Annotated in this window: 8 protein-coding genes; 7 read left to right on the top strand and 1 reads right to left on the bottom strand. The window is 62.5% G+C overall.

What is annotated here, in order from left to right; translation table 11 throughout:
* The first annotated feature begins 300 nt into the window (after positions 1 to 300).
* From gltB to eno, 7 genes are all read left to right on the top strand, one after another.
* The gene (gene gltB, locus DOM36_RS08220; protein ID WP_075568129.1) at positions 301 to 4,752 is read left to right on the top strand and encodes a glutamate synthase large subunit; all 4,452 of its coding nucleotides are present in this window, start codon (positions 301 to 303) and stop codon (positions 4,750 to 4,752) included.
* A 96-nt stretch (positions 4,753 to 4,848) separates the two neighbouring features.
* Positions 4,849 to 6,279, top strand: coding sequence for an FAD-dependent oxidoreductase (locus DOM36_RS08215; protein ID WP_075568128.1), 1,431 nt, complete (start codon positions 4,849 to 4,851; stop codon positions 6,277 to 6,279).
* 160 nt (positions 6,280 to 6,439) lie between these two features.
* Positions 6,440 to 6,673 (top strand): hypothetical protein, encoded by a 234-nt coding sequence (locus tag DOM36_RS08210; RefSeq protein WP_144076774.1) that lies wholly within the window; start codon positions 6,440 to 6,442, stop codon positions 6,671 to 6,673.
* A gap of 202 nt (positions 6,674 to 6,875) precedes the next feature.
* Positions 6,876 to 8,177, top strand: coding sequence for a solute carrier family 23 protein (locus tag DOM36_RS08205; RefSeq protein ID WP_110642537.1), 1,302 nt, complete (start codon positions 6,876 to 6,878; stop codon positions 8,175 to 8,177).
* Between the two features lie 196 nt (positions 8,178 to 8,373).
* Positions 8,374 to 9,096, top strand: coding sequence for a gamma-glutamylcyclotransferase (locus tag DOM36_RS08200; protein ID WP_075568125.1), 723 nt, complete (start codon positions 8,374 to 8,376; stop codon positions 9,094 to 9,096).
* 142 nt (positions 9,097 to 9,238) lie between these two features.
* Positions 9,239 to 10,897, top strand: coding sequence for a CTP synthase (locus DOM36_RS08195; protein WP_075568124.1), 1,659 nt, complete (start codon positions 9,239 to 9,241; stop codon positions 10,895 to 10,897).
* A gap of 189 nt (positions 10,898 to 11,086) precedes the next feature.
* The gene (gene eno, locus DOM36_RS08190) at positions 11,087 to 12,379 is read left to right on the top strand and encodes a phosphopyruvate hydratase (RefSeq protein WP_075568123.1); all 1,293 of its coding nucleotides are present in this window, start codon (positions 11,087 to 11,089) and stop codon (positions 12,377 to 12,379) included.
* A 92-nt stretch (positions 12,380 to 12,471) separates the two neighbouring features.
* Here the strand turns inward: eno and fdxA are convergent, their stop codons facing one another.
* Entirely contained in the window at positions 12,472 to 12,795 is a 324-nt protein-coding gene (gene fdxA, locus DOM36_RS08185; protein WP_075561136.1) for a ferredoxin FdxA, read from the bottom strand.
* Position 12,796: the final 1 nt, after the last annotated feature.

Below are 12,796 nucleotides of genomic sequence, written 5' to 3'. Positions count from 1 at the left end.
TAAAGTCTAAGCCTTTGTGCCAACAGTGTATTTTGGCGATTATCTCGCTAAGTCTTCGATTTTAAATGTGTTTACGGAGAAAAACGCCGGCGCTCGAATTGCGCTGGGGTGGGTAACTGGCTATTCTGTCCGGCCTTTTGACAAGCGCCAGCGGCAAGATTGTCAGCGTTGCGCGATGAAAATCAGACCGATTTTGACGCGATTTACTCGGTCATAAAAATAAGAAAACCGGTAATAATCTCTTTATATCAGACCGAATGCAATACCTTGTATTCAGACACTGCTTTGTGAGGCACGCCCATGATGAGAGGTCTTCACCAGCCTGGCGAATTCCGCGACAACTGCGGTTTCGGCCTGATTGCTCATATGGAAGGGCAGGCCAGCCACGATCTGCTCAAGACGGCGATCGAATCCCTGACCTGCATGACCCACCGTGGCGGAATCGCGGCGGATGGCAAGACCGGCGATGGCTGTGGCCTGTTGCTGAAAATGCCGATGAGCTTCATGCGAGCGCTGGCCCAGGATCAACTGGGCGTGACGCTGGGCGAGCGCTTCGCGGTCGGCATGGTGTTCTTTCCCGATGACGACGCCCGCGAGCAGAGCGCTCGGGAAACGCTGGAAGGCGAGCTGGCCGAGCGGGGGCTGAGCGTCAAGGGGTGGCGCGATGTGCCCACGGACCCCAGCGTCTGCGGGCCGATGGCACTCGAGTGCCTGCCGCGTATTCGTCAGGTGTTCGTCGAAGGCGACGCCTCCCAGTCCGATGCCGCTTTCAACGTCGAGCTGTTCATGGCCCGTCGCCTGACCGAGCAGAAACTGCGTCAGGAAGAAGAGTTCTACGTCTGCTCGCTGTCGTCCAAGGTGGTTTCCTACAAGGGTCTGATGATGCCCGCGGATCTGCCCACCTTCTATCAGGATCTGGGCGACGAGCGTCTCGAGACCGCCGTCTGTGTCTTTCATCAGCGTTTCTCGACCAATACCGCGCCGCGCTGGCCGCTGGCTCAACCGTTTCGCTTCATGGCGCACAACGGCGAGATCAATACCATCGAGGCCAACCGCAGTTGGGCCAATGCGCGCAAGGCCAACTTCGTCAACGAGCTGCTGCCGGATATCGAGGGTCTCGACGAGATCGTCAACACCACCGGCTCCGACTCGTCGAGCATGGACAACATGCTGGAAGTGCTGCTGACCGGCGGCATGGATCTCTATAACGCGGTGCGGATGATGGTGCCGCCGGCGTGGCAGAACGTCGAGACCATGGATGGCGATCTGCGCGCCTTCTATGAATACAACTCCATGCACATGGAAGCTTGGGACGGCCCCGCCGGCATCGTGATGACCGATGGCCGCCACGCTGTGTGCATGCTCGATCGCAACGGCCTGCGTCCGGCGCGCTGGGTGATCACCGATAACGGCTACATCACGCTCTCTTCCGAGATCGGCGTATGGAGTTACCAGCCGGAATCCGTGGTGGCCAAGGGGCGCGTCGGGCCGGGCCAGATTCTCGCCGTCGATACCCAGACCGGTGAGGTGCTCCACACCGACGACATCGATCAGCGGCTCAAGTCCGCCTATCCCTATCGTCGCTGGCTGAAGGAGCACGCCCACTACCTGGAATCCGCACTGACCGAGCTGGCGCGCTTCCAGCCGTTCGAGACCGATGAACTCAACGTCTATCAGAAGATGTTCTCGGTGACGTTCGAGGAGCGCGATCAACTGTTGCGTCCGCTGGCCGAGAGTGGTCAGGAAGCGGTGGGCTCGATGGGCGACGATACGCCGATGGCGGTGCTGTCGCGCCAGAATCGTCTGCTCACCGATTTCTTCCGCCAGAAATTCGCCCAGGTCACCAATCCGCCGATCGACCCGTTGCGGGAAGCGATCGTGATGTCGCTTGAGACCTGCTGCGGGGCCGAGCTGAACGTCTTCGAGGCGACGCCCGAACACGCGCACCGGCTGATTCTGACGACGCCGGTGCTGTCGCCGCGCAAGTTCACCGCACTGGTGACCCAGGAAGATCCGGCATTCGCCTCGATCACCCTGCCGTTGCAGTACGATCCCGAGACGACCTCGCTACGGCAGGCGCTGGTGGCGCTGTGCCAGCAGGCCGAGCAGGCCACCCATGATGGCAAGGTGATCCTGGTACTGTCGGATGCCGAGCTCGAAAAAGGCAAGCAGCCGATCCAGGCGCTGCTGGCGACCGGTGCGGTGCATCATCACCTGGCAAGGCTAGCGCTGCGTCCGCGGGTCAATATCGTGGTCGAAACCGGCTACGCTCGCGACGCCCACCAGATGGCGGTGTTCTTCGGCGTCGGTGCCACCGCGGTCTATCCGTATCTGGCCTACCAGGTGATGGCGGACATGCACCGTACCGGCGAGCTGGTCGGCAACCCGGCGGATGCCCGCGAGAACTATCGCAAGGGCATGCAGAAGGGGCTTTACAAGATCCTGTCGAAGATGGGCATTTCGCAGATCTCCTCCTACCGCGGCTCGCAGCTGTTCGAAGCCGTCGGGCTGGGGTCCGAGGTCATGCAGATGTGCTTCGAAGGCATGATGTCGCGTATCGAGGGCACCGGATTCAGCGAGCTGCAGATGCAGCAGGAACTGGCCGCACGCGATGCCTGGATCCCGCGCAAGACCATGCGTCAGGGCGGGCTGGTCAAGTTCGTCCACGGCCACGAGTATCACGCCTACAATCCCGATGTGGTGATGACGCTGCAGCAGGCGGTCCAGCAGGGCGACTACGCCAAGTGGAAGGCGTTCGCGCGGCTGGTCAACGAGCGCCCGGTCGCCACCATCCGCGATCTGCTGAAGCTCAAGCCGGCCCCCGAACCGTTGCCGCTGGACGAGATCGAGCCGGTCGAGAGCCTGCTGCTGCGTTTCGACAGCGCCGGGATGTCGCTGGGCGCGCTGTCGCCCGAGGCGCACGAGGCGCTGGCCCAGGCGATGAACGAGACGGGCGGTCGTTCCAACTCCGGTGAAGGCGGCGAAGATCCGGCCCGTTACGGCACCATTCGCTCGTCGAAGATCAAGCAGATCGCCTCCGGGCGCTTCGGCGTGACGCCGGCCTATCTGGTCAACGCCGAGGTGTTGCAGATCAAGGTGGCTCAGGGCGCCAAGCCCGGCGAAGGGGGCCAGCTGCCGGGCGGCAAGGTCAACGAGATGATCGCGCGGCTGCGCTACGCCGTGCCCGGCGTGACGCTGATCTCGCCGCCGCCGCACCACGACATCTACTCGATCGAGGATCTGGCCCAGCTGATCTTCGATCTCAAGCAGGTCAACCCGAGCGCGCAGGTGTCGGTCAAGCTGGTATCCGAGCCGGGTATCGGCACCATCGCTACCGGCGTGGCCAAGGCCTACGCCGATCTGATCACGGTCTCCGGCTACGACGGCGGCACCGCGGCGAGCCCGATCACCTCGATCCGCCACGCCGGCAGCCCGTGGGAGCTGGGGCTGCCGGAGGTCCATCAGGCGCTGCGCATCAACGGCCTGCGCGACAAGATCCGGCTGCAGACCGATGGTGGGCTCAAGACCGGCCTCGACGTGGTCAAGGCAGCCATTCTGGGAGCGGAGAGTTTCGGCTTCGGCACCGCGCCGATGGTGGCGCTGGGCTGCAAGTATCTGAAGATCTGCCACCTCAACAACTGCGCCACCGGTGTCGCCACCCAGCATCAGGAGCTGCGCGACGAGCACTTCCGCGGCACGGTGGACATGGTTAAGCACTACTTCCGTTTCATCGCCGAGGAAGTGCGGGAACTGATGGCGCTGCTGGGCGTGCGGCAGCTGACCGATCTGATCGGGCGCACCGATCTGCTCGAGATGCTGGAAGGCGAGACGGCGGCACAGCGCAAGCTCGACCTGAGCCCGTTGCTTGCCAACGACTTCGTGCCCAAGGACGCGCCGCAGTTCTGCCAGGTCAGCCGCAACGTGCCCCATGACCCCGGCGCCAAGAATCAGGAAGTGTTCGACGCGCTGCTGCCGGCGATCGAATCGAAGTCCGGGGGCGAGTTCGAGTTCAAGATCACCAACTGCGATCGTTCGGTAGCGGCACGGGTCTCCGGCGAGATCGCCAAGCGCTACGGCGAAGCGGGCCTCGAGGACGCTCCGATCACGGCGCGCTTCACCGGTGTCGCAGGTCAGAGTTTCGGGGTGTGGAACGCGCGCGGGCTGAATCTGTATCTGGAAGGCGATGCCAACGATTATGTCGGCAAGGGCATGAACGGTGGCAAGGTGGTGATCGTGCCGCCCAAGGCCAGCCGTTTCCTGAGCCACGAGACCGCGATCATCGGCAATACGTGCCTGTACGGCGCCACCGATGGCAAGCTGTTCGCCGCGGGCATGGCCGGTGAGCGCTTCGGCGTGCGCAACTCCGGCACCCATGCGGTGATCGAGGGCGCCGGCGATCACTGCTGCGAGTACATGACCGGCGGTCTGGTCTGCGTGCTCGGCAAGACCGGGATCAACTTCGGTGCGGGCATGACCGGCGGCTTCGCCTACGTGCTCGACGAGGATCGCGGTTTCGTGGATCGCTACAACCACGAGCTGGTGGAAATTCATCGAATCAATACCGAATCGATGGAAGCCTATCGTCGTCATCTGCGCGAAGTGATTACCGAATACGTGGAAGAGACGGATTCGCCACGGGGGCATGCGATTCTCGAGGATTTCTCCGACTTCATCCGCCATTTCTGGCTGGTGAAGCCCAAGGCCGCAAGTCTCAACGGTTTGCTGGCCCAATCCAGGCGCCAGCCTGAGTAAGAGGCGGCGACGGCCCGAATGACCCGGGGTTCAGCCCCGGGGTGCGGGCATCAGCCGGAATCCTAGAGCGTCGTCGGCCCAGTGAGGAGAGAGAACATGGCAAACCGTTTGAGTAACGACTTTCAGTTCATCGATGTGGGGCGGCGCGATCCGCAGAAAAAGGATGCGCGCAGCCGGGCGAAGGAATTTGCCGAGATCTACGAGCCGTACAAGCCCAGCGAGGCGGCCAGCCAGGCCCACCGTTGCCTGCATTGCGGCAATCCTTACTGCGAGTGGAAGTGCCCGGTCCACAACTACATTCCCAACTGGCTCAAGCTGGTCAGCGAGGGCAACATCCTCGAGGCCGCGGAGATGTCGCACCGCACCAACTCGCTGCCGGAAGTCTGCGGCCGCGTCTGCCCGCAGGATCGTCTGTGCGAAGGCGACTGCACGCTGAACGACGGCTTCGGTGCCGTCACCATCGGCTCGGTGGAGAAGTACATCACCGATACCGCCTTTGCCATGGGCTGGCGTCCGGACATGTCCAACGTGACCATGACCGACAAGCGCGTGGCGGTGATCGGCGCAGGCCCGGCCGGGCTGGGGTGTGCCGATGTGCTGGTACGCAACGGCGTCAAGCCGGTGGTGTTCGATCGCTATCCGGAGATCGGCGGTCTGCTGACGTTCGGGATTCCCGAGTTCAAGCTCGAGAAGCACGTGATGGAGCGGCGCCGCGCGGTGTTCGAGGAGATGGGTATCGAGTTCCGACTCAATACCGAGATCGGTCGCGATATCACCTTCGAGCAGCTGAACGACGAATTCGACGCAGTCTTCCTCGGCATGGGCACCTACAAGTACATGGTCGGCGGTTTCCCCGGCGAGGAGATGGATGGCGTCTACAAGGCGCTCGACTTCCTGATCGCCAATGCCAACCATCATCTCGGCTTCGAGCAGGATTCGGTCGATTACGTATCGATGGCCGGCAAGCGCGTGGTGGTGCTGGGGGGTGGTGATACCGCCATGGACTGCAACCGCACCTCGATCCGCCAGGGGGCGACCAGCGTGACCTGCGCCTATCGCCGTGACGAGGAGAACATGCCGGGCTCCAAGCGCGAGGTGAAGAACGCGCGCGAGGAGGGCGTCGAGTTCCTGTTCAACCGCCAGCCGGTGGCGATCGTCGGTGAAGGCAAGGTCGAGGGCGTCAAGCTGGTGCGCACCCGCATGGGCGAACCGGACGACAAGGGTCGACGCAGTGCGGAAGTGGTGCCGGGCTCCGAGGAAATCCTGGCCTGCGACGCGGTGGTCATCGCCTTCGGCTTCCAGCCGAGCGAAATCGAGTGGTTCGATACACACCAGATCGAGGTCGACGAACGCGGCCGCGTGCTGGCACCGGAGATTCCGGCGCAGATGGAGCGCTTCGCCTATCAGACCAGCAACGAAAACGTGTTTGCCGGTGGTGATATGGTGCGCGGCTCCGACCTGGTGGTGACGGCGGTCTACGAAGGGCGCCAGGCGGCCGAAGGTATCCTCGATTATCTCAAGGTCTGAGACTTCCCGAGGCGATATCGGTCGATGACCGGCAGGCGCCGACGGTGCCGTTGGCGTTTGCCACTCAGGCGATCGATACCCTTGGGCGATGGTATAAAGCGCGATGAGCCTTTACAGTGGCGCGCTCGAAACGAACCGCAATTCTCAGAAAGGTCACATCATGATCAGGCTTGAACGCAACATTCTCGACCAGGCAAACACCCAACTGCGAGCGCTGGAAGATCATGTGCTGGATCAGGACGGCGGCCATCAGGCCATCATGATCAGTGGGCAGCTCAAGGCGCTGTTCTCACTCGCCAAATTGAATGACAGCGGGATGTCGGACGAGTGTGCAGGGATGCTCGAGGAGATCGAGCGTCGCGCCAAGATCCTGGCGGCCCGGCTGCCCGAATAGCACCATCGCTGAAGCCGGAGTGTCAGTCCGTCATCTCAGGCCAACATGTCAGAATGGATGTGCCGGGCCTGAAGGCAGCGGATAGGGAAAAGCGCCAATGGCCAGGGTTCATTCCCGCCGTTGGCGTTTTGGTGTCTGGAGTGCGCTGCTCGACGTGGTAGCGGCCGTTTTCCCCTTCATTTCATTCTGGAGAACAACAACGATGTCATCCTGGTTTCCCCGCTGGCGCCGCGTCGAAGCCGCTCGCCAAGGTGTGGTCGCGCCCGACGAGAGGTTGCCGGCGGCGCAGACATTGCTGATGGGAATTCAGCACGCCGTCGCCATGTTCGGCTCCACTGTGCTGGCGCCACTGCTGATGGGGTTCGATCCCAATCTGGCCATTCTGATGTCGGGGATCGGCACGCTATTGTTCTTCGTGGTGGTTGGCGGGCGGGTGCCCAGCTATCTGGGCTCGAGTTTTGCCTTCATCGGCGTGGTGATCGCGGCCACCGGATATGCCGGGAGCGGCGGCAATCCTTCGATCGGGCTGGCGCTGGGCGGCATCATTGCCTGTGGTGCGATCTATGCGCTGATCGGTCTCGTCGTGATGGCATCGGGGACGCGCTGGATCGAGTTCCTGCTGCCGCCGGTGGTGACCGGTGCGATCGTCATGACCATCGGGCTCAACCTGGCCCCGGTGGCGGTTTCCAGCGTGAAGGGCTCCAACTTCGATGCCGCGATGGCACTGGTGACCATTCTCTGCATCGGTCTGGCTGCGGTGCTGACTCGCGGCATGCTCCAGCGGCTGCTGATTCTGGTCGGATTGATGGCGGCCTACGCGATCTATGCGCTGGTCACCAATGGACTGGGCTGGGGCGCGCCGATCGATTTCTCGATCATCGAGAATGCCGCCTGGTTCGGCCTGCCCGCATTCACGGCGCCGACCTTCAGTCCGCAGGCGATGGTGCTGATCGCGCCGGTCGCGGTGATTCTGGTGGCGGAAAACCTCGGCCACATCAAGGCGGTGGGGGCGATGACCGGCCGCGATCTCGACCCCTACATCGGCCGGGCCTTTCTGGGCGACGGGCTGGCGACGATGGTGTCGGGGGCGTCCGGCGGCACCGGCGTGACCACCTATGCCGAAAATATCGGTGTGATGGCGGTGACGCGGGTCTACTCGACGCTGATCTTCGTCGCGGCCGCCGAATTTGCCATTCTGCTCGGGTTCTCGCCGCGTTTCGGCGCGCTGATCCAGACGATCCCCGGGCCGGTGCTGGCCGGCGCCTCGATCGTGGTGTTCGGTCTGATCGCGGTAGCCGGCGCCCGCATCTGGATCCAGAACGAGGTCGACCTGGGTGACAACACCAATCTGATCGTCGCGGCGGTGACGCTGGTGCTGGGGGCAGGCAACTTCTCGATCGCCGTCGGCGACTTCACCCTCGATGGGATCGGCACCGCCACCTTCGGCGCGATCCTTCTGCATCTCGTCCTGCGTCATGGTGCCGGTTGCCGATGGCACGATTGATTGCCGGGTTCGCGGTCCGGCCTTGCAGTTAGGCTTGATGCCCGCGGGTCAATGCTCAGGAGTTGATGCCGGCGCCGAACTAGCGCTTCGCTTTGCGCGCGTTGGACGTTAGTCTGGGGTGACGGTGCCAGCCAGTCCGTGGTCGTCACCCTGTCAATGCTGAATCATACCGATCGTGCCCGAGATAGAGCCCCCAATGAGTGAGCCGCAGCCCAGCGACATATGCGCCGACGAAGACACTTCCGCGGAGAAGTCGATCGCCATGACACGCGAGGTGCTGGAGCAGGATCTGATTCGTCGTCACTTCGAACATGTCTATCCCGAGGTGGCGTTGAAGAGCCATCAGGAGCTTCGCAGCTCCATCCACCACGTTCTGGACACGGCGCCGCCTGGCGTAAGCATCAGTGACGGTGTCTATCTGTTCGCCTACGGTTCGTTGATCTGGAATCCGTGTGTCGAGGTTGCCGAACGTCATACCTGCCGACTGTACGGTTATCATCGCGATTTCTGCCTCAAGCTCGATCATGGCCGCGGTACGCCTGAAACCCCGGGGCTGATGCTGGCCTTGGCGCCGGGCGGCTCTTGCCATGGCGTTGCGCTGCGTGTACCCGGCGACAATCTGGAGCGGGAGCTGACGCTGGTGTGGCGACGCGAGATGCTGACCGGCGCCTATCGACCGCGCTGGATCAAGCTGAAGACGGACGTCGGCCCGATCTGGGGCGTCGCCTTCGTGATCAATCCGCATCACGACCGCTATATCGGTCGCCAGTCCGACGAGACGGTGGTGCACCTGTTGCGTACCGGCCGCGGCGTGCTGGGATCGTGCCGCGAATATCTCGACAATACGGTGGGCGACCTCCATGCGCTCGGCATCCGGGATCGTCGGCTGGAGTCGCTGCAGCGCGCCGTGGCGGATTGATCGGTCTCCTCGGCACGTCGACCGCGCGATCCAAAATTGAGCCTTTCGAACGACTCTGGTAATCTGACGTCCCATCCTGGCCCGACTTTCTCCCCCGGGTCTTTTCTCACGAGCTTTACGACCACGATTCGACAGGTTTTCCATGACACGATATATCTTCGTGACCGGCGGCGTTGTGTCCTCTCTGGGCAAGGGTATTGCATCCGCCTCGCTGGCGGCGATCCTCGAGGCCCGCGGCCTCAAGGTCACCATCCTCAAACTGGATCCGTACATCAACGTCGATCCGGGCACCATGAGTCCGTTTCAGCATGGCGAAGTATTCGTCACCGAGGATGGCGCGGAAACCGATCTCGACCTGGGACATTACGAGCGCTTCATCCGTACCAAGATGACCCAGAGCAACAACTTCACCACCGGTCGGGTCTACGAGCACGTGCTGCGCAAGGAGCGCCGTGGCGATTATCTCGGCGGCACGGTGCAGGTCATCCCGCACATCACCGACGAGATCAAGCACCGTGTGATCAAGGGGGGAGAAGGTTACGACGTGGCGCTGGTCGAGATCGGCGGCACCGTGGGCGACATCGAATCGCTGCCGTTTCTGGAGTCCATCCGTCAGCTGCGGAGCGAAGTCGGGGCCAACCGGGCGCTGTTCATGCACCTGACGCTGGTGCCCTACATCAAGACCGCCGGCGAGACCAAGACCAAGCCGACCCAGCACAGCGTCAAGGAGCTGCGTTCGATCGGGATCCAGCCGGACATCCTGATCTGCCGCAGCGAAGTCGAGCTCGAGGAGAGCGAGCGGCGCAAGATCGCGCTGTTTACCAATGTCGAAGAGCGTGCGGTCATCCCGCTGCAGGATGCCGACACTATCTATCGCATTCCGCTGATGCTGCACGAGCAGGGGCTCGACGATATCGTCTGCGACAAGTTCCGTCTCGAGGCGCCGCAGGCGGATCTCGCCGAATGGATCCACGTCCTCGACGCCAAGCTCAATCCGCTCAAGACGATCAATATCGCCATGGTCGGCAAGTACATGGAGCTGCTCGACGCCTACAAGTCGCTCAACGAGGCGCTGATTCACGCCGGCATCCAGACCCGCGTGAAGGTCAACGTCGAGTATATCGACGCCGAACTGATCGAGCGTCACGGCACCGAGCGCCTGGCTGGGAAGGATGCGATTCTGGTGCCGGGCGGTTTCGGTGAGCGCGGCGTGGAAGGCAAGATTCAGGCCGCCCGTTTCGCCCGCGAGAACGACGTTCCCTATCTCGGCATCTGTCTCGGCATGCAGGTGGCGGTGATCGAGTTCGCGCGCCACGTGGCGGGTTGGGAAGACGCCAACTCCACCGAGTTCACTCGCGAGACCCAGCATCCGGTGGTCGGCCTGATTACCGAGTGGATCAACCCGGAAGGGCAGATCGAGCTGCGTGACGAAGCTTCCGATCTGGGTGGCACCATGCGTCTCGGCGGGCAGGAGTGCCGACTCAAGCCGGGTTCCAGAGCGCATGAGGTGTACGGGCTGGATACGATCACCGAGCGTCATCGGCATCGTTTCGAGGTCAACGAGCAGTTCGTCGAGCAACTCGAGGCGGCCGGTCTCATCGTGTCGGGCAAGAGCGGCGATCAGTCGCTGGTCGAGATGATCGAACTGCCGGATCACCCCTGGTTCGTGGCGTGTCAGTTCCATCCCGAGTTCACTTCGACGCCGCGCGACGGGCATCCGCTGTTCACCGGTTTCGTCAATGCGGCGCTGGAGCACAAGGCGCAACGCCAGCGTCAGCATGGCATGGCGCATCAGGAGTGATCGAATGACCTGGCGGGGGATGAAGCGATTCATCCCCCGCTGTCGTTGGAGACGCTGGACCTGGGATCCCTGCGCTGGCTAAGCTCCAGAACTGCTGACATGATGGAATCACCACGCCCGCAACTGCACGCCAAGGAACGGGCGTTTCACCCTCGATCATTGATTTTTCAACCGACAGGACGACGTAACATGGCTGAGATCGTTGATATCCGCGCCCTCGAAGTGCTCGATTCCCGCGGCAACCCCACCGTTCAGGCTCAGGTCACCCTGAGTGGCGGTATTACCGGCAGCGCCTGCGCGCCCAGCGGTGCTTCCACCGGTTCGCGTGAAGCGCTGGAACTGCGTGACGGAGACAAGTCACGCTACCTCGGCAAGGGCGTGTTGAAGGCCGTCGATGCCGTCAACGGTAAGATTCGCGAGCGGCTGATGGGAATGGATGCCAGCGATCAGCGCGCCCTCGATGACGCCATGCTGGCCCTGGATGGCACCGACAACAAGGCCAGTCTTGGCGCCAATGCGATTCTCGCGGTGTCGCTGGCCGCGGCCAAGGCCGCGGCGACCGAGAAAGGCGTGCCGCTCTACGCTCACATCGCCGAGCTTTATGGCCAGCCGGGTCAGTACATCATGCCGGTGCCGATGATGAACATCATCAACGGCGGCGAGCATGCCGACAACAACGTCGATATTCAGGAATTCATGGTCCAGCCGGTCGGCGCACCCAACTTCCGTGAAGCGCTGCGCATGGGTGCCGAGATCTTCCACTCGCTGAAGAAAGTGCTGACGGCCAAGGGGCTGTCCACCTCGGTGGGCGACGAGGGCGGCTTCGCGCCGAACCTGGCGTCCAACGCCGAAGCGCTGGCGGTGATCAAGCAGGCGGTCAGTGATGCCGGCTACACGCTGGGCGACGACGTCACGCTGGCGCTCGACTGCGCTGCCAGTGAGTTCTTCAAGGATGGCGTCTACGATCTTGCTGGTGAAGGCAAGCAGTACGACGCCGCCGGCTTCACCGACTATCTGGCGGATCTCTGCGATCAGTATCCGATCGTCTCGATCGAAGATGCCATGGACGAGTCGGACTGGGACGGCTGGAAGGCACTGACCGAGAAACTGGGCGACAAGATTCAACTGGTCGGGGACGATCTGTTCGTCACCAACACCAGAATCCTCAAGCGCGGTATCGACGAGAAGATCGGCAACTCGATTCTGATCAAGTTCAACCAGATCGGTTCGCTCTCCGAGACGCTGGATGCGATCCGGATGGCGCAGGATGCCGGTTTCACCGCGGTCATCTCCCACCGCAGCGGCGAGACCGAAGACACCACCATCGCCGATCTCGCCGTGGGTACCGCCGCCGGCCAGATCAAGACCGGTTCGCTGTGCCGCTCCGACCGTGTCGCCAAATACAACCGCCTGCTGGTGATCGAGCAGGAGCTGGGTGACAAGGCGAGCTACCCGGGGTTGAAGGCCATCAAGGGGCAGTAAGATCGCTGCAGATCGATAAACCAGGAAGGCCGCTCATCGAGCGGCCTTCCTGCGTTCTTCGGCAGCGAGCGTCCGATTTGCGTAATAGCAAATCAGCGTTCGAGCAGCTCGATCTTGTTGGGCTTGCCGTCCCACGCCTTGGCATCTTCCGGCGGATCCTTCTGCTCGGCAATGTTCGGCCACACTTCGGCGAGCTCGGCGTTGAGCTCGATGAACTGCTGCTGGCCTTCAGGCAGTTCGTCCTCGGAGAAAATCGCCTCCGCAGGGCACTCCGGTTCGCATAGCGCGCAGTCGATGCACTCGTCGGGATGGATGACGAGGAAGTTGGGGCCCTCGTAGAAACAGTCCACCGGGCAGACTTCGACGCAGTCGGTGTATTTGCACTTGATGCAGTTCTCGGTGACGACGAACGTCATG

Source organism: Salinicola sp. CPA57, from assembly GCF_003206035.1.
GTDB lineage: Bacteria > Pseudomonadota > Gammaproteobacteria > Pseudomonadales > Halomonadaceae > Salinicola > Salinicola socius.
The sequence above is the reverse complement of the archived record's forward strand: the minus strand, read 5'-3'. Positions and strand labels throughout refer to the sequence as shown.

Excerpts from the sequence above, each read along its gene's own strand:
- DOM36_RS08215 (WP_075568128.1), top strand. The coding sequence starts at position 4,849 with ATGGCAAACCGTTTGAGTAACGACTTTCAGTTCATCGATGTGGGGCGG.
- DOM36_RS08195 (WP_075568124.1), top strand. The coding sequence starts at position 9,239 with ATGACACGATATATCTTCGTGACCGGCGGCGTTGTGTCCTCTCTGGGC.
- gltB (WP_075568129.1), top strand. The coding sequence starts at position 301 with ATGATGAGAGGTCTTCACCAGCCTGGCGAATTCCGCGACAACTGCGGT.
- DOM36_RS08205 (WP_110642537.1), top strand. The coding sequence starts at position 6,876 with ATGTCATCCTGGTTTCCCCGCTGGCGCCGCGTCGAAGCCGCTCGCCAA.
- fdxA (WP_075561136.1), bottom strand. The coding sequence starts at position 12,795 with ATGACGTTCGTCGTCACCGAGAACTGCATCAAGTGCAAATACACCGAC.
- eno (WP_075568123.1), top strand. The coding sequence starts at position 11,087 with ATGGCTGAGATCGTTGATATCCGCGCCCTCGAAGTGCTCGATTCCCGC.
- DOM36_RS08200 (WP_075568125.1), top strand. The coding sequence starts at position 8,374 with ATGAGTGAGCCGCAGCCCAGCGACATATGCGCCGACGAAGACACTTCC.
- DOM36_RS08210 (WP_144076774.1), top strand. The coding sequence starts at position 6,440 with ATGATCAGGCTTGAACGCAACATTCTCGACCAGGCAAACACCCAACTG.